At 65.6% G+C, this 23,006-nt stretch carries 35 protein-coding genes; 33 read left to right on the top strand and 2 right to left on the bottom strand.

Translation table 11 applies throughout. The features are described 5' to 3' along the window. The first annotated feature begins 48 nt into the window (after positions 1 to 48). The 27 genes from rpsJ (at position 49) to ACP7A3_RS03310 (ending at position 16,729) form a co-directional block, all read left to right on the top strand. Positions 49 to 357, top strand: a complete 309-nt coding sequence (rpsJ, locus tag ACP7A3_RS03440) for a 30S ribosomal protein S10 (RefSeq protein WP_007406109.1) — start codon at positions 49 to 51, stop codon at positions 355 to 357. Positions 358 to 645: 288 nt separating this feature from the next. Beyond that, on the top strand, positions 646 to 1,395 hold the full coding sequence (gene rplC, locus ACP7A3_RS03435; RefSeq protein WP_018250686.1) for a 50S ribosomal protein L3: 750 nt from the start codon (positions 646 to 648) through the stop codon (positions 1,393 to 1,395). A 2-nt stretch (positions 1,396 to 1,397) separates the two neighbouring features. Beyond that, entirely contained in the window at positions 1,398 to 2,024 is a 627-nt protein-coding gene (gene rplD, locus ACP7A3_RS03430) for a 50S ribosomal protein L4 (RefSeq protein WP_017979493.1), read from the top strand. After that, positions 2,017 to 2,328, top strand: a complete 312-nt coding sequence (locus ACP7A3_RS03425) for a 50S ribosomal protein L23 (protein WP_017979492.1) — start codon at positions 2,017 to 2,019, stop codon at positions 2,326 to 2,328. Before rplD ends, ACP7A3_RS03425 begins: the two co-directional genes overlap by 8 nt. Positions 2,329 to 2,333: 5 nt before the next feature. Further along, positions 2,334 to 3,173, top strand: coding sequence for a 50S ribosomal protein L2 (gene rplB / locus ACP7A3_RS03420; protein ID WP_017979491.1), 840 nt, complete (start codon positions 2,334 to 2,336; stop codon positions 3,171 to 3,173). A gap of 3 nt (positions 3,174 to 3,176) precedes the next feature. Further along, positions 3,177 to 3,452 carry a 30S ribosomal protein S19 gene (gene rpsS, locus ACP7A3_RS03415; RefSeq protein WP_017979490.1) on the top strand — a complete coding sequence of 92 codons (276 nt, stop codon included), beginning with the start codon at positions 3,177 to 3,179 and terminating at the stop codon, positions 3,450 to 3,452. Continuing rightward, positions 3,452 to 3,829: a 50S ribosomal protein L22 gene (gene rplV, locus ACP7A3_RS03410; protein ID WP_017979489.1), complete on the top strand. Its 378-nt coding sequence runs from the start codon at positions 3,452 to 3,454 to the stop codon at positions 3,827 to 3,829. Before rpsS ends, rplV begins: the two co-directional genes overlap by 1 nt. Beyond that, on the top strand, positions 3,829 to 4,536 hold the full coding sequence (rpsC, locus tag ACP7A3_RS03405) for a 30S ribosomal protein S3 (protein ID WP_017979488.1): 708 nt from the start codon (positions 3,829 to 3,831) through the stop codon (positions 4,534 to 4,536). The genes rplV and rpsC overlap by 1 nt, the downstream gene beginning before the upstream one ends. Before the next feature lie 13 nt (positions 4,537 to 4,549). After that, entirely contained in the window at positions 4,550 to 4,984 is a 435-nt protein-coding gene (gene rplP / locus ACP7A3_RS03400) for a 50S ribosomal protein L16 (RefSeq protein ID WP_017979487.1), read from the top strand. Position 4,985: 1 nt separating this feature from the next. Then, positions 4,986 to 5,189, top strand: a complete 204-nt coding sequence (gene rpmC, locus ACP7A3_RS03395; protein WP_017979486.1) for a 50S ribosomal protein L29 — start codon at positions 4,986 to 4,988, stop codon at positions 5,187 to 5,189. Between the two features lie 11 nt (positions 5,190 to 5,200). After that, positions 5,201 to 5,473, top strand: a complete 273-nt coding sequence (gene rpsQ / locus ACP7A3_RS03390) for a 30S ribosomal protein S17 (protein WP_017979485.1) — start codon at positions 5,201 to 5,203, stop codon at positions 5,471 to 5,473. A gap of 166 nt (positions 5,474 to 5,639) precedes the next feature. Then, positions 5,640 to 6,008, top strand: coding sequence for a 50S ribosomal protein L14 (gene rplN / locus ACP7A3_RS03385; protein WP_017979484.1), 369 nt, complete (start codon positions 5,640 to 5,642; stop codon positions 6,006 to 6,008). After that, positions 6,008 to 6,325, top strand: coding sequence for a 50S ribosomal protein L24 (rplX, locus tag ACP7A3_RS03380; protein ID WP_017979483.1), 318 nt, complete (start codon positions 6,008 to 6,010; stop codon positions 6,323 to 6,325). Before rplN ends, rplX begins: the two co-directional genes overlap by 1 nt. Then, entirely contained in the window at positions 6,318 to 6,902 is a 585-nt protein-coding gene (gene rplE / locus ACP7A3_RS03375; RefSeq protein WP_241891043.1) for a 50S ribosomal protein L5, read from the top strand. Before rplX ends, rplE begins: the two co-directional genes overlap by 8 nt. A 41-nt stretch (positions 6,903 to 6,943) precedes the next feature. Next, the gene (gene rpsN / locus ACP7A3_RS03370) at positions 6,944 to 7,249 is read left to right on the top strand and encodes a 30S ribosomal protein S14 (protein ID WP_017979481.1); all 306 of its coding nucleotides are present in this window, start codon (positions 6,944 to 6,946) and stop codon (positions 7,247 to 7,249) included. A 9-nt stretch (positions 7,250 to 7,258) separates the two neighbouring features. Then, positions 7,259 to 7,654, top strand: coding sequence for a 30S ribosomal protein S8 (gene rpsH, locus ACP7A3_RS03365; RefSeq protein ID WP_017979480.1), 396 nt, complete (start codon positions 7,259 to 7,261; stop codon positions 7,652 to 7,654). After that, a complete protein-coding gene (gene rplF, locus ACP7A3_RS03360) occupies positions 7,654 to 8,187 on the top strand; it encodes a 50S ribosomal protein L6 (RefSeq protein ID WP_017979479.1) in 534 nt (177 codons plus the stop codon). The genes rpsH and rplF overlap by 1 nt, the downstream gene beginning before the upstream one ends. After that, positions 8,187 to 8,543, top strand: coding sequence for a 50S ribosomal protein L18 (gene rplR / locus ACP7A3_RS03355; RefSeq protein WP_017979478.1), 357 nt, complete (start codon positions 8,187 to 8,189; stop codon positions 8,541 to 8,543). Before rplF ends, rplR begins: the two co-directional genes overlap by 1 nt. A gap of 2 nt (positions 8,544 to 8,545) precedes the next feature. Beyond that, positions 8,546 to 9,295: a 30S ribosomal protein S5 gene (rpsE, locus tag ACP7A3_RS03350; RefSeq protein ID WP_017979477.1), complete on the top strand. Its 750-nt coding sequence runs from the start codon at positions 8,546 to 8,548 to the stop codon at positions 9,293 to 9,295. 6 nt (positions 9,296 to 9,301) lie between these two features. After that, positions 9,302 to 9,478, top strand: a complete 177-nt coding sequence (gene rpmD / locus ACP7A3_RS03345; RefSeq protein WP_017979476.1) for a 50S ribosomal protein L30 — start codon at positions 9,302 to 9,304, stop codon at positions 9,476 to 9,478. 395 nt (positions 9,479 to 9,873) lie between these two features. Next, positions 9,874 to 10,923 (top strand): acyltransferase family protein, encoded by a 1,050-nt coding sequence (locus tag ACP7A3_RS03340; protein ID WP_426255320.1) that lies wholly within the window; start codon positions 9,874 to 9,876, stop codon positions 10,921 to 10,923. Between the two features lie 85 nt (positions 10,924 to 11,008). After that, on the top strand, positions 11,009 to 11,551 hold the full coding sequence (gene rplO, locus ACP7A3_RS03335) for a 50S ribosomal protein L15 (RefSeq protein ID WP_017979473.1): 543 nt from the start codon (positions 11,009 to 11,011) through the stop codon (positions 11,549 to 11,551). Positions 11,552 to 11,775: 224 nt separating this feature from the next. Next, positions 11,776 to 13,140 carry a preprotein translocase subunit SecY gene (gene secY / locus ACP7A3_RS03330; protein WP_017979472.1) on the top strand — a complete coding sequence of 455 codons (1,365 nt, stop codon included), beginning with the start codon at positions 11,776 to 11,778 and terminating at the stop codon, positions 13,138 to 13,140. A 39-nt stretch (positions 13,141 to 13,179) separates the two neighbouring features. Then, a complete protein-coding gene (locus tag ACP7A3_RS03325) occupies positions 13,180 to 13,827 on the top strand; it encodes an adenylate kinase (RefSeq protein ID WP_017979471.1) in 648 nt (215 codons plus the stop codon). Positions 13,828 to 14,260: 433 nt separating this feature from the next. Continuing rightward, positions 14,261 to 14,956 (top strand): response regulator transcription factor, encoded by a 696-nt coding sequence (locus ACP7A3_RS03320; protein WP_017979470.1) that lies wholly within the window; start codon positions 14,261 to 14,263, stop codon positions 14,954 to 14,956. Between the two features lie 77 nt (positions 14,957 to 15,033). Then, positions 15,034 to 16,380, top strand: coding sequence for a sensor histidine kinase (locus ACP7A3_RS03315; protein ID WP_426255321.1), 1,347 nt, complete (start codon positions 15,034 to 15,036; stop codon positions 16,378 to 16,380). Positions 16,381 to 16,528: 148 nt separating this feature from the next. Then, a complete protein-coding gene (locus ACP7A3_RS03310) occupies positions 16,529 to 16,729 on the top strand; it encodes a hypothetical protein (RefSeq protein ID WP_017979468.1) in 201 nt (66 codons plus the stop codon). A gap of 173 nt (positions 16,730 to 16,902) precedes the next feature. Here the strand turns inward: ACP7A3_RS03310 and ACP7A3_RS03305 are convergent, their stop codons facing one another. Then, positions 16,903 to 17,046: a hypothetical protein gene (locus ACP7A3_RS03305; protein ID WP_017979467.1), complete on the bottom strand. Its 144-nt coding sequence runs from the start codon at positions 17,044 to 17,046 to the stop codon at positions 16,903 to 16,905. A gap of 99 nt (positions 17,047 to 17,145) precedes the next feature. On the opposite strand from ACP7A3_RS03305, the gene ACP7A3_RS03300 reads away from it, so the two are divergent. The 6 genes from ACP7A3_RS03300 (at position 17,146) to guaA (ending at position 22,028) form a co-directional block, all read left to right on the top strand. Further along, positions 17,146 to 17,391, top strand: coding sequence for a hypothetical protein (locus tag ACP7A3_RS03300; RefSeq protein WP_043060686.1), 246 nt, complete (start codon positions 17,146 to 17,148; stop codon positions 17,389 to 17,391). Positions 17,392 to 17,560: 169 nt separating this feature from the next. Then, positions 17,561 to 17,929 (top strand): 30S ribosomal protein S13, encoded by a 369-nt coding sequence (gene rpsM / locus ACP7A3_RS03295; RefSeq protein WP_017979465.1) that lies wholly within the window; start codon positions 17,561 to 17,563, stop codon positions 17,927 to 17,929. 84 nt (positions 17,930 to 18,013) lie between these two features. Further along, complete coding sequence (gene rpsK, locus ACP7A3_RS03290) at positions 18,014 to 18,403, top strand: 30S ribosomal protein S11 (protein ID WP_017979464.1); 390 nt, start codon at positions 18,014 to 18,016, stop codon at positions 18,401 to 18,403. Positions 18,404 to 18,486: 83 nt separating this feature from the next. Beyond that, positions 18,487 to 19,554 (top strand): DNA-directed RNA polymerase subunit alpha, encoded by a 1,068-nt coding sequence (locus tag ACP7A3_RS03285; RefSeq protein WP_017979463.1) that lies wholly within the window; start codon positions 18,487 to 18,489, stop codon positions 19,552 to 19,554. Positions 19,555 to 19,808: 254 nt separating this feature from the next. Further along, on the top strand, positions 19,809 to 20,231 hold the full coding sequence (gene rplQ / locus ACP7A3_RS03280; RefSeq protein WP_043060684.1) for a 50S ribosomal protein L17: 423 nt from the start codon (positions 19,809 to 19,811) through the stop codon (positions 20,229 to 20,231). Between the two features lie 240 nt (positions 20,232 to 20,471). Further along, positions 20,472 to 22,028, top strand: coding sequence for a glutamine-hydrolyzing GMP synthase (gene guaA / locus ACP7A3_RS03275; protein WP_426255322.1), 1,557 nt, complete (start codon positions 20,472 to 20,474; stop codon positions 22,026 to 22,028). A 187-nt stretch (positions 22,029 to 22,215) separates the two neighbouring features. Here the strand turns inward: guaA and ACP7A3_RS03270 are convergent, their stop codons facing one another. Further along, positions 22,216 to 22,914: a pirin family protein gene (locus tag ACP7A3_RS03270; protein ID WP_017979460.1), complete on the bottom strand. Its 699-nt coding sequence runs from the start codon at positions 22,912 to 22,914 to the stop codon at positions 22,216 to 22,218. Positions 22,915 to 23,006: the final 92 nt, after the last annotated feature.

The following is a 23,006-nucleotide window of genomic DNA, read 5'->3' as shown; positions in this document are numbered from 1 at the left end:
ACCGCGGTGGAGACGGCCGGGGTCGTGCTCCTCGCATCGGTAGGGATCATGGACAGCAACATCCGTATTCGCCTCAAGGCGTTCGACCATCGCGTTCTCGACCAGGCGACCGGCGACATCGCCGACACCGCGCGTCGCACCGGCGCGCTCATCCGCGGCCCGATTCCGCTGCCGACCCGCATCGAGAAGTTCACCGTCAACCGCGGCCCGCACATCGACAAGAAGTCGCGCGAGCAGTTCGAAGTGCGCACCTACAAGCGCATGCTCGACATCGTGCAGCCGACCCCGCAGACGGTCGATGCGCTGATGAAGCTCGACCTCGCCGCTGGCGTTGACGTCGAGATCAAGCTGGCGTAATGGCCCGCATCCCCGCGGTCGACGTGAGTCCCGCGGGTTTGCTGTTTTCCGCGTGATGCGGGGGCAGCCGGTTGGGAACCCCGCCTCGTGGGGCCCCTGACAGACACGAGATACCGCCGGCTCTACGGAGCCGGGCCAGCGTCTCCCGTCACGTCCCCGGCAACGGGGGCATCCAGCCCGGGACGGGGCCGACGCAGTTACACACGGGTTGGATGATCCTTCTTCGGAAGGGTCGCACGCACGTTCGGGAATGGTCCCGGCGTGCCTCTGTAAAAGGAGTGCAGGATCATGCGTACCGGCGTGATCGCGAAGAAAATGGGGATGACCCGCCTGTTTCAGGACGACGGCCGCCACGTGCCCGTCACCGTCCTGCAGCTCGAAGGCGTTCAGGTCGTCGCCCGTCGCGAAATGGATCGTGATGGCTACACCGCCGTCCAGCTCGGTGCTGGCGTCGCCAAGGCCAAGAATGTCGCCAAGCCGCAGCGCGGCCACTTCGGCAAGGCCGAAGTGGAGCCCAAGGCGGTCGTCTGCGAGTTCCGCGTGACCGAGGACAACCTCCTCGACGTCGGCGCCGAACTGTCCGCCGACCACTTCGTTGCCGGCCAGCTGGTCGACATCCAGGGCCGTACCCAGGGTAAGGGCTTTGCCGGCGCCATGAAGCGCTGGAACTTCGGCGGTCTGCGCGCGACGCACGGCGTCTCGGTCAGCCACCGTTCGCACGGTTCGACGGGTAACCGTCAGGATCCGGGCCGCGTCTTCAAGAACAAGAAGATGGCCGGTCACATGGGCGACAAGAACCGCACCCAGCAGAACCTGGAAGTCGTCGGCACCGACGTCGAGCGCGGCCTGATCTTCGTGAAGGGCTCGGTGCCCGGTTCGAAGGGTGGCTGGCTGTTCGTGAAGGACGCCGTCAAGGTGAAGGCGCACGCCGACACCCCGTATCCCGCCAGCCTGAAGCAGGCTGCCAACAGCAACACCGCCGCCGACACGCCCGCTGAGACGAGCGCGCCGGAAGCGACCGACGGCCAGGAGGGCTGAACGTGAAGGTCAAGGTTCAATCCTTCGCCGGTACCGCTGCGGCGGACGTCGAGCTCAACGACGAGGTCTTCGGCCTCGATCCGCGCGCCGACATCCTGCACCGCGTCGTGACCTGGCAGCTGGAAAAGCGTCGCGAGACGGCACGTGGCACGCGCGAGCGCGCCGATGTCGCCCGTTCGGGTAAGAAGCTCGGTCGCCAGAAGGGCGGCGGTGTGGCTCGTCACGGCGATCGCCGCGCTCCGGTGTTCGTCGGTGGTGGTAAGGCGCACGGCGCCCGCGTCCGCGACTTCAATCCGTCGCTGAACAAGAAGATTCGCGCCCTCGGTCTCAAGATGGCTCTGTCGAGCCATGCGAAGGCCGGCTCGCTGATCGTCATGGACAGCCTGGCGGTGGAGAACGGCAAGACGAAGACGCTGGTCGGCGATCTCGCCAAGGTCGGCTTCGGCAAGACCGCGCTGGTGATCGACGGCGACGCCGTCGAGACGAGCTTCGCGCTGGCCGCCGGCAACCTGCACGGCATCAACGTCCTGCCGTCGGCCGGTGCCAACGTCTATGACATCCTGAAGGCTGACACGCTGGTGCTGACCCGCGCGGCGGTCGAAAAGCTGGAGGCTCGCTTCAATGGCTAAGCAGCAGAAGGCCGTCGACAACCGTCATTATGACGTGATCGTCGCGCCGCACATCACCGAAAAGGCGACGTTGCTCTCCGAGCATAACGCCGTCGTCTTCAAGGTCGCAGGCGATGCGACCAAGCCGCAGATCAAGGCTGCCGTCGAAGCGCTCTTCGATGTCACCGTGACCGGCGTGAACACGATCGTCCAGAAGGGCAAGACCAAGAAGTGGAAGGGCGCTCCGTACCAGCGCTCCGACATGAAGAAGGCCATTGTCACCCTGAAGGACGGCCAGTCCATCGACGTGACGACGGGGATCTAAGGGTCATGGCACTCAAGCATTACAACCCGACGACGCCCGCGCAGCGCGGCCTCGTCCTCGTCGACAAGTCCTCCCTGTGGAAGGGCAAGCCGGTCAAGGCGCTTACCGAAGGCAAGCGCAAGAGCGGCGGTCGCAACAACAAGGGCCATGTGACATCGCGCGGCATCGCCGGCGGTCACAAGCAGAAGTACCGCTACGTCGACTTCAAGCGTCGCAAGTGGGACGTCGAGGGCACCGTCGAGCGGCTCGAATATGACCCCAACCGCACCGCGTTCATCGCGCTGGTGAAGTATGCCGACGAAGAGCTGGCCTACATCATCGCGCCGCAGCGTCTGGCACCGGGCGACAAGATCATCGCCGCCAAGAAGACGGACACCAAGCCGGGCAACGCGATGGAGATCGGTCAGGTCCCCGTCGGCACCATCGTCCACAACGTGGAGATGAAGCCGGGCAAGGGCGGTCAGATCGCCCGTTCGGCCGGCACCTACGTGCAGGTCGTCGGTCGTGACCGCGGCATGGTCATCGTCCGCCTGAACTCGGGCGAGCAGCGCTACATCCGTGGCGAGTGCATGGCGACGGTCGGTGCGGTGTCGAACCCGGACAACCAGAACCAGAATCTGGGCAAGGCCGGTCGTTCGCGCTGGATGGGCAAGCGTCCGCTGACCCGCGGTGTCGCGAAGAACCCGGTCGACCACCCGCACGGCGGTGGTGAAGGCCGGACCTCGGGCGGCCGTCATCCGGTCACGCCTTGGGGCAAGCCGACGAAGGGTGCGCGCACCCGTCACAACAAGTCGACCGACAAGATGATCATCCGGTCGCGTCATTCGACCAAGAGGAAGGGCTAAACCATGGCTCGTTCAGTCTGGAAGGGCCCGTTCGTCGAACTGAGCCTTCTGAAGAAGGCGGAAACCGCGCAGGATGCCGGTGGCCGCGCGCCGATCAAGACCTGGTCGCGTCGTTCCACCATCCTGCCGTCGTTCGTCGGCCTCACGTTCAACGTCTACAACGGCCGCAAGTTCGTGCCGGTGTCGGTCAATGAAGACATGGTCGGCATGAAGCTGGGTGAGTTTGCGCCGACGCGCTACTTCCCGGGTCACGCCGCTGACAAGAAGGGCAAGCGCTGATGAGCAAGCCTGCATCCCCCCGTAAGGTCGGCGACAAGGAAGCCCTGTCGGTCGGCACCCAGATCCGTGGCTCGGCGCAGAAGCTGAACCTGGTCGCTGGCCTCATCCGCGGCAAGAAGGCCGGCGATGCGATGAACATCCTCTCCTTCTCGACGAAGGCGATGGCGGTCGACGCGCGCAAGGTCCTGGCTTCGGCCATCGCCAATGCCGAAAACAACCACAACCTCGACGTCGACGCGCTCGTCGTCGCCGAGGCGTCGGTCGGCAAGTCGATCACCATGAAGCGCTTCGCGACCCGCGGCCGTGGCAAGTCCACCCGCATCCTGAAGCCGTTCAGCCGTCTGCGCATCGTCGTGCGCGAGCAGGAAGAAGCATAATGGGTCACAAGAGCAACCCGATCGGCATGCGGCTCCAGATCAACCGGACCTGGGACAGCCGCTGGTTCGCCGAGGGCCATGACTATGGCCAGCTGCTGCTGGAGGATCTGAAGATCCGCCAGTACATCGTGAAGACGCTGCCGCAGGCGGCGATCTCGAAGGTGGTGATCGAGCGTCCGGCCAAGCTGTGCCGCATCTCGATCTTCGCTGCCCGTCCCGGTGTGATCATCGGGAAGAAGGGCTCGGACATCGAAAAGCTGCGCAAGACGCTCGGCGCGATGACCAAGTCGGACGTGTCGCTGAACATCGTCGAAATCCGCAAGCCGGAAATCGACGCGCGCCTCGTCGCCCAGGGCATCGCCGACCAGCTCGAGCGTCGTATCGCCTTCCGCCGCGCCATGAAGCGCGCGGTGCAGTCGGCGATGCGCCTGGGTGCCGACGGCATCAAGGTGATGTGCGGTGGCCGTCTTGGCGGCGCCGAGATCGCTCGTACCGAGAGCTATCGCGAAGGTCGCGTTCCGCTGCACACGCTGCGCGCGAACATCGACTATGCCGAGGCCGAAGCCCACACGTCTTACGGCGTGTGCGGCGTGAAGGTCTGGGTCTTCAAGGGCGAGATCCTCGGCCATGACCCGATGGCGACCGACCGGCTGATGATGGAGGCTCAGACCTCCGGCGTCCGTCCGGCTCGTGACGACCGTCGTTAAGGACTGACACACCATGTTGCAGCCAAAGCGCACCAAATTCCGCAAGGCCTTCAAGGGCCGCATCCATGGCGATGCAAAGGGCGGCACCAGCCTGAACTTCGGGTCGTACGGCCTGAAGGCGATGGAGCCGGACCGGATCACCGCCCGTCAGATCGAAGCGGCCCGCCGCGCGATCACGCGTCACATCCGCCGTCAGGGCCGGTTGTGGATCCGCGTTTTCCCGGACGTGCCGGTCTCGTCGAAGCCCGCCGAAGTCCGCATGGGCTCGGGTAAGGGTTCGCCGGAATTCTGGGCCGCCCGCGTCAAGCCGGGCCGGATCCTGTTCGAGCTGGACGGCGTCGAGGGCAAGATCGCCGCGGAGGCGTTCGAGCGCGCCGCGATGAAGCTCCCGATCAAGACCAAGGTCGTTGCCCGCCTGGGCGACACCTCGCACCTCGGAGGCGAGTAAGATGGCCAAGACCGATTTCGTCAGCCAGAGCGACGATCAGCTCGCCGAGAACCTCGGCCAGCTGAAGCGCGAGCAGTTCAACCTCCGCTTCCAGGCGGCGACGAACCAGCTCGAAAAGTCGAGCCGCGTGCGTGAAGTCCGTCGCGACATCGCGCGGATCAAGACCCTGCAGTCGCAGCGCACCCGCGCCGCGGCCGCCAAGTAAGGAATTAGCACATGCCGAAGCGCGTGCTGACCGGACTGATCGTCTCCGATAAGGGCGACAAGACGGTGGTTGTGAACGTCGAGCGTAAGGTGAAGCACCCGCTCTACGGCAAGATCATCCGCCGTTCGAAGAAGTACCACGCCCATGACGAGGCGAATGAGTACAAGCAGGGCGAGACCGTGCGCATCGAAGAGACTGCGCCGATCTCGAAGCTGAAGACCTGGAAGGTGATCGATCGGGTGAACACCCATGCGACGCCGGAACGGGTCGACGTCGACGCATAAGTCACGCCGCCGGCCATCGTGCCGGCGGATGGCAAGGGCAGGGCTTGCGTCCTGCCAGCGGAGCGGTTACAGGGCCGCTCCCCCGGTGCAGTCCGCTGCGCCGGGGTCATTGTTTTAGGCGGGGTTGGGTCGGTATCCACCCCATTGACGAGAAGGAAATGGATCAATGATCCAGATGCAATCCAATCTCGACGTCGCTGACAACAGCGGCGCGAAGCGGGTGCAGTGCATCAAGGTGCTGGGTGGCTCGAAGCGCCGCACGGCATCGGTCGGCGACATCATCGTCGTGTCGATCAAGGAAGCGCAGCCCCGCGGCAAGGTAAAGAAGGGTGACGTGCATCGCGCGGTCATCGTTCGCACCGCCAAGGACATTCATCGTGCCGATGGTTCGACCATCCGCTTCGACGGCAACGCCGCCGTCCTAGTCAACAAGAACGAGGAGCCGATCGGCACCCGTATCTTCGGCCCGGTCGTGCGCGAGCTGCGTGGCAAGAAGCACATGAAGATCATCTCTCTGGCGCCGGAGGTGCTGTAATGGCCGCCGCGAAGATCAAGAAGGGCGATCGCGTCATCGTCCTGTCCGGCAAGGACAAGGGCAAGACCGGCACCGTGACTGTCGCCATGCCGAAGGACGGCAAGGTCGTGGTCGAGGGCGTCAACGTCGCGACCCGTCACCGCAAGCCGACCCAGGCGAACCCGCAGGGTGGCCTGGAGCGCACCGAAGCGCCGATGCACATCTCGAAGGTCGCGCACGTGACCGCCGACGGCAAGCCCACCCGCGTCCGTTTCGAGACGCAGGACGGCAAGAAGGTCCGCGTGGCCGTGAAGTCCGGGGAGAAGATCGATGGCTGATGCCTACAAGCCCCGGATGAAGGGCATTTACGAAGACACGATCATCAAGGCGATGGTCGACAAGTTCGGCTACAAGAACGTCAACGAGATCCCCCGGATCGAGAAGATCGTGCTGAACATGGGCGTTGGCGAAGCGACCCAGGACAAGAAGCGCGTCGATCAGGCCGCGTCGGAAATGGAGCTGATCGCGGGCCAGAAGCCGGTGATCACCAAGGCCAAGAAGTCGATCGCGCAGTTCAAGCTGCGTGAAGGCATGCCGATTGGCGTCAAGGTGACGCTGCGTCGCGAGCGCATGTACGAGTTCCTGGACCGTTTCATCACGATCGCGCTGCCCCGCGTGCGCGACTTCCGTGGTCTGAACCCCAAGTCCTTCGACGGTCGCGGCAACTATGCCTGCGGCATTAAGGAACAGATCATTTTCCCCGAGATCAACTATGACCGCATCGACAAGGTGCGCGGCATGGACGTGATCGTCACCACCACCGCGAAGACGGACGACGAGGCGCGCGAGCTGCTCCGCCTGTTCGGCTTCCCGTTCCCTCAGCCCGAGGCTGAGCAGCAGAAGCAGGCCGCGTGAGCGGTCTGGCTTCCCTGAAGTAAGGAAGAGAGCTTAAGTCCATGGCGAAACTGAGTTCGATCAACAAGAACGAGCGTCGCAAGAAGCTGGTAAAGCAATATGCTCCCAAGCTTGCGAAGCTGAAGGCCCAGGCAAACGACAAGAGCCTGGACGAGAACGAGCGTCTGATCGCTCGCCTCAAGATGGCGGAACTGCCGCGCAACGCGAACCCGACCCGTATCCGCAACCGCTGCGAGATCACCGGTCGTCCGCGCGCATATTATCGCAAGTTCCGTCTTGCTCGCGTGATGCTGCGTGATCTGGCCAACAAGGGCATGATCCCCGGCCTGACCAAGTCGAGCTGGTAAGGATTTATCATGGCAGTGACCGATCCCCTGGGTGATTTGCTCACCCGCATCCGCAACGGCCAGCGCGCGAAGAAGGACAGCGTCCTTTCGCCCGCGTCGAAGCTGCGTCTGCGCGTCCTCGACGTGCTGCAGCGCGAAGGCTACATCCGTGGCTACAGCGACGAACAGATGGGCCCGGCCGCCGGCGTCCGCATCGAGCTGAAGTATTTCGAAGGCCAGCCGGCGATCAAGCACGTCGCGCGCGTCTCGAAGCCCGGCCGCCGCGTCTATTCCGGCTCGCAGGAACTCCCGCGCGTCCGCAACGGCCTCGGCATCACCATCGTCTCGACGCCGCGTGGCGTTCTCTCGGACGCGGAAGCGCGTGAGCAGAACGTCGGTGGCGAAGTGCTCGCGGAGGTGTTCTGATGAGCCGCATCGGTAAGAAGCCGGTCACCGTACCGGCTGGCGTGACCCCGACGATCAACGACGGCATCATCAGCGTGAAGGGCCCCAAGGGCACCCTCACCATGCCGCTGCGTGACGAGATCAGCTACACGCTCGAAGACGGCGGCATTTCGGTGCAGCCGGCCAACGACACCAAGCGCGCCCGCGCCTTCTGGGGCATGCAGCGCACGATGGTGCAGAACCTGGTGACGGGCGTCACCGACGGCTTCACCAAGAAGCTGCTCATCACCGGCGTCGGCTATCGCGCCGCGGCGCAGGGTCGTACCCTGAAGCTGCAGCTCGGCTACAGCCACGACGTCAACATCGACGTGCCGGAAGGCATCGAGGTGAAGACGCCGGACGCCACCACCGTCGAGATCAGCGGCGCGGACAAGCAGAAGGTCGGCCAGCTGGCCGCCGAGATCCGCCGCTGGCGCAAGCCGGAGCCGTACAAGGGCAAGGGCATCAAGTACGACGGCGAGTTCATCTTCCGCAAGGAAGGGAAGAAGAAGTAATGACCAAGGGTCTTTCTCTGTTCGCGAAGCGCCGTCGGCGCAATCGTACCGCGCTGAAGGCGCGTGCCGGCACCCGTCCGCGGCTGTCGGTCCATCGGTCGGGCAAGCACATCTATGCCCAGGTCATCGACGACGTCGCCGGCAAGACCGTCGCGTCGGCCTCGACGCTGGAAAAGGACGTGCGCGGCACCTCGGGCGCCAACATTGCGGCAGCGACCGCAGTCGGCACCCGCGTGGCGGAAGCGGCGAAGGCAGCGGGCGTGACGCAGGTCGTGTTCGATCGCGGCGGCTTCCTGTTCCACGGCCGTGTCAAGGCGCTGGCGGAAGCCGCGCGTGAAGCCGGATTGGAGTTCTGACGATGGCTGACGAAAACAACGTGCAGCCCGCAGCGGCTGAAGGCGCGCCCCAGGACGCGCAGCAGGGCCAGGGCGGCTTCGGCGGTCCGGGCGGTGGTCGCGGTCCGCGTGGCGGCCGTGGCGGCGGTCGTGGTCCCGGTGGTCCGGGCGGCAATCGCGGTGGCCGTGACGGCGGCCGTGGCGGTCGTCGCGACGATCGTCGTGGTGGCCAGGACGACGGCGGCGAAGAGCTGATCGAGAAGCTGGTCCACATCAACCGCGTTTCGAAGACGGTGAAGGGCGGTAAGCGCTTCGGCTTCGCAGCGCTGGTCGTCGTGGGCGACGGCAAGGGCCGCGTCGGCTTCGGTCATGGCAAGGCACGCGAAGTGCCGGAAGCCATTTCGAAGGCGACCGCATCGGCGAAGAAGGCGATGGTTCGCGTTCCGCTGAAGGACGGCCGTACGCTGCATCATGACGGCAACGGCCACTTCGGTGCCGGTCGCGTGACGCTCCGCTCGGCGCCGCAGGGCACCGGCATCATCGCCGGCGGTCCGATGCGCGCGATCTTCGAATCGCTCGGCGTCGCGGACGTCGTGACCAAGTCGGTCGGCACGTCGAACCCCTACAACATGATCCGCGCCACGTTCGAAGCGCTGGGTGAGCAGACTTCGCCGAAGTCGGTCGCACAGCGTCGTGGCAAGAAGATCGCCGACCTGCTCGGCCGCGGTGGTTCGCAGACCGCCGAGGCGGACGCAGCGGCCGTCACGGAGTAACGCGACATGGCGACGATCAAGATCAAGCAGACCGGTTCGCCGATCCGCCGCACGAAGGATCAGCGCGCGACGCTGATCGGCCTTGGCCTCAACAAGATGCACAAGGTCTCGGAGCTGGAAGACAGCCCCGAAGTGCGCGGCATGATCCGCAAGGTCCAGCATATGGTCGAAGTGCAGGGCTGAGCCCTTCGCATTTCGATGGACAGGAAGAAGGGGTCGGTTCGCCGGCCCCTTTTTTTGTCTTTGGTGGAGGGGGGCGCTGAGCAATCACTTTTCCCCGCCGCGGGTCGCCGACAAGTTCAGGGACATGGTGCCATCGCCCGTAGCCAATCCGGGGGCCCTTGCTGCCGTGGGCATTGCTACGGGACAGGCATCTCGCGCGGCCAGCGTTAGTCCGGTAATCGCGAGGGCAGCGTGTCTGGATCCCCGCCTTCGCGGGGATGACGGGTGGAATTGGCGACCAGCTGTGTTTCGACGCCTGGCGCCCGAGATCGCGCAATCCATCCTATGGGCAAAGGGCAGCGATCTGTGCCACCTAGTCGCATGATCCCTGCACGACGTTTGCGCGACCGGCTTCGATGACCACCAGGCCACAGCCCCCCGCGCTGAGTCCCCGCGTCCGCGCGCTGCTCGATGCCGCACGCGCCTGCGCCGCGCTGTACGTCGTCGCGCACCATGTCGCCAAAGGCTATGGATTCCCCGGACTGACCGGGCACCTGCTGCGCTTCGGGCAGGAGGCGGTGATCGTCTTTTTCCTGCTGAGCGGCTTCGTGATCTTCGCGAACGAACGTGTCCGGGCGCTGTCGCCGCGGGGCTATGCGTGGCGACGGGTGCGGCGCATCTATCCGCCGCTGATCGTGGCGATGATCGTCTCGACGCTCGTCTATTGGGACAATGGCACGCTCGCGCGGCATTTCGACGCGGGGCGGCTGATCGGGACCTTGCTGGCGGTGCAGGACGTGTCGACGCTGAAGCCCGGGGTGTGGGCCGATCCGTATCTGGGCAACGATCCGCTATGGTCGCTGTCGTATGAGATCGCCTTCTACATCTTCTTCCCCCCGACACTGGTGCTGTGGACCAAGCGGCCGACGCTGACGACGCATGCGGTGGGCGCGATCGGCTGCGGGGCCTATGCGCTGTTCGCGATGGTGCCGAACCATCTGGCGCTGGTGATCGCCTATTATCCCTTGTGGTGGGCGGGGGCGATGGCGGCACAGGCCTATCTCGATGGGGAGCGGAGCGTCCGGGCGATCGCCGTGCCGCTGGCATGGCTGTTGGCGCTGTGCGGCGTCGCGCTGGTGGTGGCGCTGGTGCAGCCGCGATATGGGATCGGCGTTTATCCGATCTTACCGCTGCGACATTTCGTGGTGGCCGCCGTCGTGGTCGCGGTGATGTTCGGTCCGGTCGGCCGGTGGTTGGCACGCGCCAGCGCATGGTCGCCGGCGCTCTGGTCCGGGGTCGCGAGCATCTCTTATGGTCTCTATGTCCTACACATGCCGCTGTTGGTCGATTGGCAGCGTGCCAAGGGGGCAGGGGGCTTCGCGCTGGCGGCGGTGCTGCTGGTCGTGCTCGCGTGGGCCGTGGAGCGCTGGCTTCCGCGTCTGCTGCCGCGAGCGCCGTCGCGCTGAAAGCACGTGACAAGCGGGGGCGATGCCGCTATGCGCGCCGGCTTCCAATCCATCAGCGCGTAACAAGCGAAAGCGAGTGCATATCATGAAGCTCAACGAACTCCGCGACAACCAGGGTGCCCGCAAGTCCAAGATCCGCGTCGGTCGCGGTATCGGATCGGGTAAGGGCAAGACCGGCGGCCGCGGCGTCAAGGGTCAGAAGAGCCGCGAAGGCGTCAGCATCGCCGGCTTCGAGGGCGGTCAGATGCCGCTCCACATGCGTCTGCCGAAGCGCGGCTTCAACAACATCTTCGCCAAGGACTACGCCACGGTGAACACCGGCGCGATCCAGAAGGCGATCGACTCGGGCAAGCTGTCGGCTGAGGGCACGATCGATCAGGCGGCGCTGAAGGCGGCCGGTCTGGTGCGCGGCGGCAAGGATGGCGTGCGCGTGCTGGGCAAGGGCGACCTGACCGCCAAGCTGTCGTTCCACGTCGCGGGCGTTTCGGCCGGTGCGCGTGAGATGATCGAAAAGGCCGGTGGCTCGCTCGACATCCCGACGGTCGTCCCGGCGTCGGAGAAGGCCGCTGCCAAGAAGGGCGTCGCTTACAAGGCGCGCCAGGAAAAGAAGGCGTCGTTCAAGGCGTAAGCCGCTCTCGTCTCATCCTTCGTCATGCCGGGCTTGGCTCGGCATCCATCGGCCCGCTGGCGACACTGCGGCGGGCGAATGGACCCGGGGCCAACGACCCCGGGGGGACGAAGGGATGAGAAACGAGGTGCGTCGCGATTAGACAAGGCGCGCGTAGCGCCTATATGAGCGGCGGGGGCGGACAAACGCTTACCCGCCGTTTTCGTTTCAGGACACCGACACGCATGGCATCCGCAGCCGACCAGATGGCGCAAAGCATCAGCCTCGCGAAATTCGCGCAGGCGACCGACCTTAAAAAGCGGCTGTGGTTTACGATCGGCGCGCTGATCGTCTTCCGCCTGCTGTCCTACGTGCCGCTGCCGGGCATCGATCCGACCGCATTGGGTCTGCTGAGCCAGCGCACCACGGGCGGCGTGCTCGATTTCTTCAACACCTTCTCGGGCGGTTCGCTCAGCCGCATGTCGCTGATCGCGCTGGGCGTGATGCCGTACATCACGGCGTCGATCGTCGTGCAGCTGTCGACCTCGCTGTCGCCGCAGCTCGCCGCGATCAAGAAGGAAGGCGAATCGGGCCGCAAGAAGCTCAATCAGTACACCCGCTACGGCACCGTCGCGCTGACCGCGATCCAGGGCTATTTCATCGCCGTCGGCCTCGAAGCGCTGTCGGCGACCAATGGCGTGCAGGCGGTGATCGAGCCGGGCATGACGTTCCGCATCGCGGCGGTGATCAGCCTGATCGGCGGTACGATGTTCCTGATGTGGCTGGGTGAGCAGATCACCAGCCGCGGCATCGGCAACGGCGTGTCGCTCATCATCATGGCGGGCATCGTCGCCCACCTGCCGACCACGCTGGTCAACCTGCTGGAAGGCGGTCGCTCGGGCTCGATCGACGCGGTGCGCCTGATCGGCATCATCGTCGCGGTCGTCGCGCTGATCCTGTTCATCTGTTTCATGGAGCGCGCGCAGCGCCGCATCCTGATCCAGTACCCGAAGCGCCAGACACAGCGCGGCATGCAGGCGGATCGCAGTCACCTGCCGCTGAAGATCAATACCGCGGGCGTGATCCCGCCGATCTTCGCCTCGTCGCTGCTGCTGATGCCGCTGACCATCTCGCAGTTCGCCGGTCAGCGCGTCGCGGGTCAGTCGAAGTGGGGCGATTTCATCATCGCGCTCAACCAGTATCTGGCGCACGGCCAGCCGGTGTACATGGCGCTCTATGCTGCCGGCATCATCTTCTTCTCGTTCTTCTACACCGCCGTCGTCTTCAATCCCGAAGAGACTGCGGACAATCTGAAGCGCTATGGCGGGTTCATTCCCGGCATCCGCCCGGGCAAGAACACCGAGACCTATTTCGACTATGTGCTGACGCGCATCACGGTGATCGGCGCGGCCTATCTGGTCATCATCTGCCTGCTGCCGGAATATCTGGTCTCGGCACTGTCGATCCCCTTCTACCTGGGCGGCACGAGCCTGTTGATCGTCGTCAACGTGACGATGGACACGGTGACGCAGATCCAGAGCCATTTGCTGGCGCATCAGTATGGCGACCTCATCAAAAAGGCGAAGCTGAAGGGCGGGCGCCTGCGTTAACGCCGCGACGACGATTGCACCGACGACAAGGGGACACGCGTGAACATCATCCTTCTCGGGCCGCCGGGGGCGGGCAAGGGCACCCAGGCGCAGCGGCTGATGGCCTCGCGCGGCATGGTGCAGCTCTCGACCGGCGACATGCTGCGCGCCGCTGTGAAGGCGGGCTCGCCCGTCGGGCTGCAGGCGAAGGCGGTGATGGATGCGGGCGAGCTGGTGTCGGACGACATCGTCTCTGCGCTGATCGGCGAGCGGCTGGACCAGGGCGTTGGCGGGGGCGCGATCTTCGACGGCTATCCGCGCACCGCGGCGCAGGCCGCGTCGCTCGACTCGCTGCTCGAAGCGCGCGGCATGACGCTGGATCACGTCATCGAGCTGGAGGTCGATGAGGCTGCGCTGATCGAGCGCGTCGAGGGTCGCTACACCTGCGCCAAGTGCGGCGAGGGGTATCATGATCGGTTCAAGCTGCCCAAGGTCGCGGGCGTTTGCGACGTGTGCGGCTCGACCGAGTTCAAGCGCCGGCCGGACGACAATGCCGAGACCGTGCGGACGCGCATGAACGAATATCGCGCCAAGACCGCGCCGATCCTGCCGATCTACCAGGCCCGCGGCCTGGTGCAGCGGGTCAACGGCATGGCCGACATCGAGCATGTCGCGAACGAGATCGCGACGATCCTCGACGGCGAGTGAGTGGGTTTAGATTGGAATAAGGAAAGGGCGGTCCGGTGGGGCCGCCCTTTTTCGTTTGGGCGGCTATCATCGCCACGTACCCGTCATTCCCGCGAAGGCGGGAATCCATAACCTCTGACGTTTCGGCTGGATGCGGGACGGTAGCGCGTCTGGATTCCCGCCTGCGCGGGAATGACGGGGTGGGTGGGGAGGGGCGCTCACCCCAACCGATCCAGCCCCCGAACCCGCAAATGACGCAATTGTCATGTCGCGGTCATCGCCCCTCCACCTCGCATTCCGTACACCGGACCCATGGTCGCCACGCGGCCGAACGGTTCGACGAGATCGGCGCCCGACACTCCCGGGGGTGCCGTGGCGGCCGGCGGAGGGCTTGCTTTCCGCCGGCCGTTCCCGTCTGAAGGCAGACGGTTGCAGACAGGCGAAAGGAGCGCGCATGACCCGCAAGATCCTGGTGGTCGAAGACGATGCGTCGACCTCGGCCTATCTCGCCAAGGGCCTGTCCGAAGCCGGCTACGCGGTCGAGGCCGCGCATGACGGGCGTGACGGCCTGTTCCTCGCCAGCGAGGGTATCTTCGACCTCATCATCGCCGACCGCATGCTGCCGGGCCTCGACGGCCTCGCCATGGTCAGCGCGATTCGCGCGGCGGGGCTCGATACGCCGGTGTTGATCCTGTCGGCGCTCGGCGCGGTGGACGACCGCGTCGACGGCCTGAAGGCGGGTGCGGACGATTACCTTTGCAAGCCCTTTTCGTTCGCCGAGCTGTCGGCCCGGATCGAAGCGCTCGTCCGCCGGTCGGACCGCGCCGGGGCGGAGCCGACCAAGACGCGCCTGTCGGTCGGCGACCTGGAGATCGACCTGCTCTCCCGCGCCGTCACCCGCGCCGGCCGGTCGATTCCGCTCGGCGCGCGCGAATTCAACCTGCTGGAATTCCTCGCGCGGCACGCGGGGCAGGTGGTGACGCGCACGATGATGCTCGAGAAGATCTGGAACTACCATTTCGATCCCGGCAGCAACGTGGTCGACGTCCATATCGGTCGCCTCCGCCGCAAGCTGGAGGAAGGCTTCCCGACCCCGATCCTCCATACCGTGCGCGGTGCGGGCTACCGTCTGGCGGCCGATCCCGCCTGAGTTCTGCGTTAGCGGCTGCCCCTAGCAAGGGGCCGTCGCGGACTGTCCGCTGAACGCCGGATGCGATAGGGCGAGCCATGCGCCTGTCCGTCACCGCCCGTATCGCCCTGCTGTCGATCCTGTTGACGCTGGCCGCCAATATCGTGCTGCTCGGATTCGTCTGGAAACAGACCGATGCGGTGGTCGTCGACACGGTGCGTCGCGACACGATCGAACATGCCGAGGCGATGCGCGCGCTCTACCGCATCGGCGGGCTGCCGCCGGTGGTGGCGGCGACCGCCCAGGCCCATACGGGTGACGACAGTTCCTTCTTTATCGCGGTGTTGGATCACAAGGGCCGGACGGTTGCGGGCGCGCTGCCCCCCGGTCTGTCACCGGCCTTGCTGCCCACCGCGTTCCGGATCGGCGATGTCGTTTCGCCGACCACGCGCGACGGCATCGGCTATGTGCTGCGCCCGATCGGCGACCATTGGCTGTTCGCCGGTCGCCGGCTCGACGTGGTGGATACCGAACGGCGCGCGATCGAGGATGCGCTGGTGATCGCCGTGCTGCTGTCGCTGTTGCTCGGGGTAGTTGCGGCGCTGATCCTTGCCCGCTACGTCGGCCGGCGGTTGACGCGCATCGCCGCGGTGGTGGAGGCGGTGAGCGAAGGCGATCTGTCGCGGCGCGTGCCGCTGACGCCCGCCCACCGCGATGCCTTCGACCGCTTGGCGGACCGGTTGAACCAGATGCTGTCGAAGCTCGAACGGCTGATGGTCGAACTGCGCGTCGTCACCGACAGCCTCGCCCATGATTTGCGGTCCCCGCTCGCGCGCCTGCGTACCAAGACCGAGCAGGCGGTGCTGATCGCCGATCCGCAGGCGCGCGAGGCGGCGCTGGGCGGCCTGCTCACCGAAACCGACCTCGTGATGCGCATGCTGACCATGGTGATCGAGATCAGCCGATCCGAATCGGTGTCGCGCGACCGCTTCATCGAGGTGGCGCCCGCCGAACTGGTGCGCGAAATCGCCGACCTCTACGAACCGGTCGCGGAGGACGCGGGGCTGGTCTTCACCGTCGCAATCGACGACTCGGCGCCGGTGATGCGCGTCCATCGCGAATTGCTGAGCCAGGCGATCGGCAACCTGATCGACAATGCGTTGAAACATGCCGGCGATGGCGGCGCGCTGACGCTGCGGCTGGAACGGCACGCGACGGCAATTGCGATCCAGGTCGAGGACCGCGGCGCTGGCATTGCCGAGGCGGATCGCGAACAGGCGCTGAAGCGCTTCGGGCGGCTGGACGCGGCGCGTACCACACCGGGGGCGGGCCTCGGCATGGCGCTCATTGAGGCGGTCGCACGGTTGCACGACGGGCGTTTCGAACTCGCCGACAACGCGCCGGGCCTGATCGCGCGGATCGTGCTGCCGGTGACGCGGACCTGACCACAGGGCCGATCCGCCCACTCGTCGCGTTTTCCCCACCGCCGATGGTTAACCACTTGTCAGGGCGCGGCGCTTAGTGTGTCGGGCAGGACGCGGCCGGGGGGCTGCATGTGGGGCTTTTGCGCCGGAGACGGCAAGAAGGAGCGTTATGCTGGGGGCCATCGTTTTCACCTATGGCATGCTGATGAGCTTCGTGTTCCAGGGCGCGGCCCGGAACGCCAAGCTGAAGCGGCCCAATCCGCCGATGCTGCAATATGTCGGCTATCTGCTGGTCGGCCTGTCCGCCGGCCTGTCGGGCATGTTGCTGCTGATGGCGTTCACCGCGAAGGCGCCGTTCCCGCTGGTGTGAGGGCGCGCGCTACCGCTTTAAGGGGGGCGCTACCGCGTCCTCTACCAGTTCCCGTAACCCGTTCGCCCTGAGCCTGTCGAAGGGCGCCTCACCGCAAGCGGATCGCTCGTGGGTAGGCGCCCTTCGGCAGGCTCAGGGCGAACGGCGATATATACGGTAAGGAAAGTAGGCCCTTACGCTGCCCGGCGCATCGCGAGGGCGGCCTCAATCCGCGCGATCAGCTCGCTCATCGAGGGCGCCGACCAGGGCACCGTAGCAGGCGCGGGCATCTGCACCTTCTGGGCGATCCGGCGATAGGCGTGTTGCGACAGGGCCATGACATCTTCCTCGGGCTGACCCGCGGAACGATGCCGCCAACATGCTCACCAAAAGGTTAACGGCTGGCCTCGGCGTCGCAAAGCGGTACAGCGATCGGCATGACTGCGCTCAATCTGTTCGGCCTGTTCGCCATCCTGTTCATGCTGCTGTGCTACCTCATGGAGGAGCGGTCGCCGTGGTGGACATTGGGTTTCGCCTTCGGTTGCCTGCTTAGCTCGGCCTATGGGTTTCTGCAGGGTGCCTGGCCGTTCGGCGCGGTGGAGCTGCTCTGGACGGCGATCGCTATCCGTCGCTGGTGGGTGGGGCTGATGAAGGTGCGGGCGAAAGCGGAACCGCTCGCTTGACAGGGCGTTTGCGCGCGCCTACCTGCCTGTCCTTCCGAAGCACCGGTCCCGGCGGCGCCTGTTGGCGCGCGTCGCGTGCATGCGTACAGGGCAGGTGTTGCTCGGAAGATGCGACGAGATGGGGTTTGTGCGGCCATGCCAAACCCTGTGGAGCTAGGAGAAACGTTTCATGGCACGTATCGCGGGTGTCAATATCCCGACCAACAAGCGCGTGGTGATCGCGCTGACCTACATTCACGGCATTGGCCCGGCCAAGGCCAAGGAAATCACGGAAAAGCTGAACATCGCCGCCGAGCGCCGCGTTCAGGACCTGACCGATCAGGAAGTGCTGCAGATCCGCGAGACGATCGACGCCGATCACACCGTGGAAGGTGACCTTCGTCGCGAAACCGCGATGAACATCAAGCGCCTGATGGATCTCGCCTGCTACCGTGGCCTGCGTCACCGCAAGGGCCTGCCGGTCCGCGGCCAGCGCACGCACACCAATGCGCGCACCCGCAAGGGCAAGGCGAAGCCGATCGCAGGGAAGAAGAAGTAAGCGCCTGCGCGCTTCCTTCTCCGCCGGAAGCTGGTCGGCAACGATCGCCCGGCGTTTCAGCTAGTTAAGGTCAGGACATAATCCATGGCACGTGAACCGCAGCGTCTTCGCCGTCGCGAACGCAAGAACATCACCGCCGGCGTCGCGCATGTGAACGCCAGCTTCAACAACACCATGATCACCATCACCGACGCGCAGGGCAACGCCATTTCGTGGTCGTCCGCCGGCATGATGGGCTTCAAGGGCAGCCGCAAGTCGACCCCGTACGCCGCTCAGGTGGCCGCGGAAGACGCCGGCAAGAAGGCCGCCGAGCACGGCGTCCGCACCCTCGAGGTCGAGGTGAAGGGTCCGGGTTCGGGCCGCGAATCGGCGCTGCGCGCGCTGCAGGCGGTCGGTTTCCAGATCACCTCGATCCGCGACGTCACCTCGATCCCGCACAACGGTGTGCGTCCGTCGAAGCGTCGCCGCGTCTGATTACCCACGCGCCGGCTGACGAGCCGGCGCGTCTTTCTCCCGGCTGGAGCTGCCCCCGTTCCGGCCCAAATTAGGGGACACCTGTGTCTGTCAATGCAAAGAACTGGCAGGAACTGAAGAAGCCCAACGGCCTTGAGAAGAAGGGCGGCGATGGCAAGCGCAAGGCGACCTTCGTGGCCGAGCCGCTGGAGCGTGGCTTCGGCCTGACGCTCGGCAACGCGCTGCGTCGCGTGCTGCTCTCGTCGCTGCAGGGCGCCGCGGTCACCTCGATCAAGATCGAGAACGTGCTGCATGAGTTCAGCAGCCTTGCCGGCGTGCGCGAAGACGTCACGGACATCGTCCTGAACGTCAAGCAGATCGCGCTCAAGATGCAGGGCGAAGGCCCGAAGCGTCTCCAGCTGTCCGCCACCGGCCCGGCCGAGGTGAAGGCCGGCGACATCGCCGTGTCGGGCGATATCGAGGTGATGAACCCCGATCTGGTCATCTGCCATCTGGACGAAGGCGCGACGCTCAACATGGAGCTGACCGCCGACATCGGTAAGGGCTACGTGCCCGCGACCGCCAACCGTCCGGCCGACGCGCCGATCGGCCTGATCCCGGTCGATGCGCTGTATTCGCCGGTGCGCCAGGTGTCGTACAAGGTCGATCCGACCCGTGTCGGTCAGGACCTCGATTACGACAAGCTGACGCTGACGATCGAGACCGACGGCACGGTGACCCCGGAAGACGCGGTGGCCTATGCCGGCCGCATCCTTCAGGACCAGCTGGCGCTGTTCGTCCACTTCGACGATTCGGCGATCACGCGTTCGTCGGCACCGATCGGCCAGGCGGCCGCTCCGGCAGCCGGTGGCGAGACGGCGGGCGACACGCAGCAGATCAACCGTTACCTCCTTAAGAAGGTCGACGAGTTGGAGCTGTCGGTGCGTTCGGCGAACTGCCTGAAGAACGACAACATCATCTATATCGGCGATCTGGTCGGCAAGACCGAAGCCGAAATGCTGCGTACCCCGAACTTCGGCCGCAAGTCCTTGAACGAAATCAAGGAAGTGCTCTCGTCGATGGGGCTCCGCCTGGGTATGGAAATCCCCGGCTGGCCGCCCGAGAACATCGAAGAGATGGCCAAGAAGCTCGAGCAGGAGATTATGGGCTAAGCTGCATCGGGATAGCGATGCTATCCCGAAGACGGCGTCAGCCCGGCCGACGGGTCGGGGAGCGGCAACGCCGCAACCCGAACCCGATCGACGTGACCGGTGCGGCTTCGCCGCACCGCCACCCGGCCCGAAAGACACCCTTCTCGGTGTGACTTTTGTGACTTTCCAAAAGGGGCGAACGGCGGTCCCCTGCTATCAAACCGCCAGCCTTGGGGTTCCGTGACACGGCCCCCTGACAAACGAAGGACATACCCATGCGTCATCGCGTCGGCGGCCGTAAGCTGCAGCGTACCTCGGCCCATCGTACGGCCCTGTTCCGCAACATGTCGGCCGCGCTCATCAAGCACGAGCAGATCACCACCACCGTCGCCAAGGCGAAGGAACTGCGTCCCTACGTCGAAAAGCTGGTGACGCTGGCGAAGAAGGGTGGCCTGTCCAACCGTCGTCTGGCGCACGCCCGCCTGCTCGACGATGCGCAGCTGGTGAAGCTGTTCGACGTTCTCGCGTCGCGCTATGCCGACCGTAACGGCGGCTACACCCGTATCATCAAGGCCGGCATCCGCGCCTCGGACGCGTCGCCGATGGCGATCATCGAATTCGTCGACCGCGACGTCTCGGCCAAGGGCCAGGATTCGGGCCCGGTGATGTCGGACGAGGATTTCGACGAGGCGGCGTAAGTCTCTCCACCACCGTTCGGGCTGAGCCTGTCGAAGCCCTTGGGTCTTCCCATGCCCTTCGACAAGCTCAGGGCGGAGGTTAAGTACTGACAAGAAGAAGGCCGCGCCAGCGATGGTGCGGCCTTTTTCGTGTTTGTCAGAGACTTGGCCTACCCCGGCAAAGCGGCGCCGTCGGACGGGGCCTTCGCCCCGCCCGGCCGGGCTTGGCCTTCTGCGGCTGCGCCGCTAAGGCCTGCGCCCATGCAGCACAGCGACAGCATTCTCATCGTCGATTTCGGCAGCCAGGTCACGCAGCTCATCGCCCGCCGGGTACGAGAGGCGGGGGTCTATTCGGAAATCGCGCCCTTCCAGTCCTCCGATGAGGCCTTCGACCGGATCAAGCCGGCCGGCATCATCCTGTCGGGTGGTCCGGCCTCGGTCACTGCTGAGAACAGCCCGCGCGTGCCGCAGCGCTTCTTCGACGCCGGTCTGCCGATCCTGGGCATCTGTTACGGCCAGCAGGTCATGACCGCGCAGTTGGGCGGTCATGTCGTCGTCTCCGGCGACGGTGGCGAGTTCGGCAAGGCTTTCGTCGATGTGCAGACCAGCTGCGGCCTGTTCGACGGCCTTTGGGCGGAGGGCGAGCGCCATCAGGTGTGGATGAGCCACGGCGACAAGGTCGATGCGCTCGCCCCCGGCTTTACCCCCGTCGCCGTATCGGAAGGTGCGCCCTTCGCGATCGTCGCCGACGAGGCGCGCCGCTTCTATGGTGTGCAGTTCCACCCTGAGGTCGTCCATACCCCCGATGGCGGCAAGCTGATCGCCAACTTCGCCCGCCACGTCTGCGGCTTGACGGGCGACTGGACGATGGCCGAGTTCCGCGAGGCCAAGATCGCCGACATCCGCGCCCAGGTCGGCAGCGGCAAGGTGATCTGCGGCCTGTCGGGTGGTGTCGATTCGGCGGTCGCCGCACTGCTCATCCACGAGGCGATCGGCGACCAGCTGACCTGCGTGTTCGTCGACGGCGGCATCCTGCGGGCCGGTGAGGCCGAGCAGGTCGTCGGCCTGTTCCGGGGCCATTACAATATCCCGCTCGTCCACGTGCAGGCGCAAACGCTGTTCATGAACGGGCTCGCCGGGGTCACCGATCCCGAGGCGAAGCGCAAGTTCATCGGCAAGACCTTCATCGACGTCTTCGAGGCGGAAGCGAAGAAGATCGGCGGGGCAGAGTTCCTGGCGCAGGGCACGCTCTATCCCGACGTCATCGAAAGCGTCAGCTTTACCGGCGGCCCGTCGGTGACGATCAAGAGCCACCACAATGTCGGCGGCCTGCCCGAGCGCATGAACATGAAGCTCGTCGAGCCGCTGCGCGAACTGTTCAAGGACGAGGTCCGCGCGCTGGGCCGCGAGCTGGGGCTGCCCGAAATCTTCGTCGGCCGCCACCCGTTCCCCGGACCGGGCCTCGCGATTCGCATCCCCGGCGAGGTCACGCAGGAACGCTGCGACATCCTCCGCAAGGCGGATGCGATCTATCTCGAAGAGATCCGCAACGCCGGGCTGTACGATGCGATCTGGCAGGCGTTCGCGGTGCTGCTGCCGGTCCGCTCGGTCGGCGTGATGGGCGACGGCCGTACCTATGACAGCGTGCTGGCGTTGCGTGCGGTCACCTCGGTCGACGGCATGACCGCGGAGGCGTTCCAGTTCCCCGGCGACTTCCTGCCGCGGGTCGCGACCCGGATCATCAACGAGGTGAAGGGCGTCAACCGCGTCGTCTACGATTACACCAGCAAGCCCCCCGGCACGATCGAGTGGGAGTGACCGGGACTCGCGATCCTGCGGGGCAGGATCGCGGCCCGGTCACTCAGCGGCGAGTAGCCGCCGCCGGGCCCGCCACGTAGGAACCGTTCGCCCTGAGCCTGTCGAAGGGCAGGTGAGTCTCACCCTGCTTCGATAAGCTCAGCATGACCGGCGTGTTGGGCGGTGAGGCACGCTGTGCAGGAGCCGCCTACGCCACGTCCACCAGCACCAGTTCGCTGTCCTCCAGCGCGGTCACCCGCAACACGTCCTGGTCCGCGATCGCCGCGCCGTCGCGGGCGTTGACCCGCACGCCGTCGATCTCGACCGCACCCGTCGCCGGCACCAGATAGCCGCGCCGGTCCTTGCCCAGCGGATAGTCCGCGCTTTCACCTGCCTTCAGCGTCGCTGCGACGACGCGGCCGTCGGTGCGGATACGCAGCGCATCGCCGTCCTCCTCGTAACCGCTCGCCAGCACGACGAACTGTCCCGCGCGCTCGCCCTTGGGGAAGGGGCGGGCGCCCCAGCTCGGCTTTTCGCCGCGGCTGGTCGGCTGGATCCAGATCTGGAAGATCTTGGTCGTCACATCCTCACGATTATATTCGGCATGCGCGATGCCGGTGCCCGCGCTCATCACCTGCACGTCGCCCGCCTCTGTCCGCCCGAGGTTGCCCAGATTGTCCTGATGCGTGATTGCGCCTTCGCGGACGTAGGTGATGATTTCCATGTCGCGATGCGGGTGCGGCGGGAATCCGGACTGCGGCGCAATCGTGTCGTCGTTCCAGACGCGCAGATTGCCCCAGCTTTCGCGCTTGGGATCGTAGTAATTGGCGAAGCTGAAATGATGCTTGGCGTCGAGCCAGCCGTGGTTGGCACCGCCCAGCGACGCGAAGGGACGGAGGTCGATCATGATACGTCTCCCGATGAGGGGCGGCAGATCGCCGGCGGCCCTCGTTGATCCGCAATATGGCGCGGGTGGGCGAGGCGATGAAGGGCGGCAAA

It is taken from the genome of Sphingomonas sp. DC5200-1 (assembly GCF_049897245.1).
GTDB lineage: Bacteria > Pseudomonadota > Alphaproteobacteria > Sphingomonadales > Sphingomonadaceae > Sphingomonas > Sphingomonas aquatilis.
This window is presented reverse-complemented; position numbering and strand designations above follow the sequence as displayed.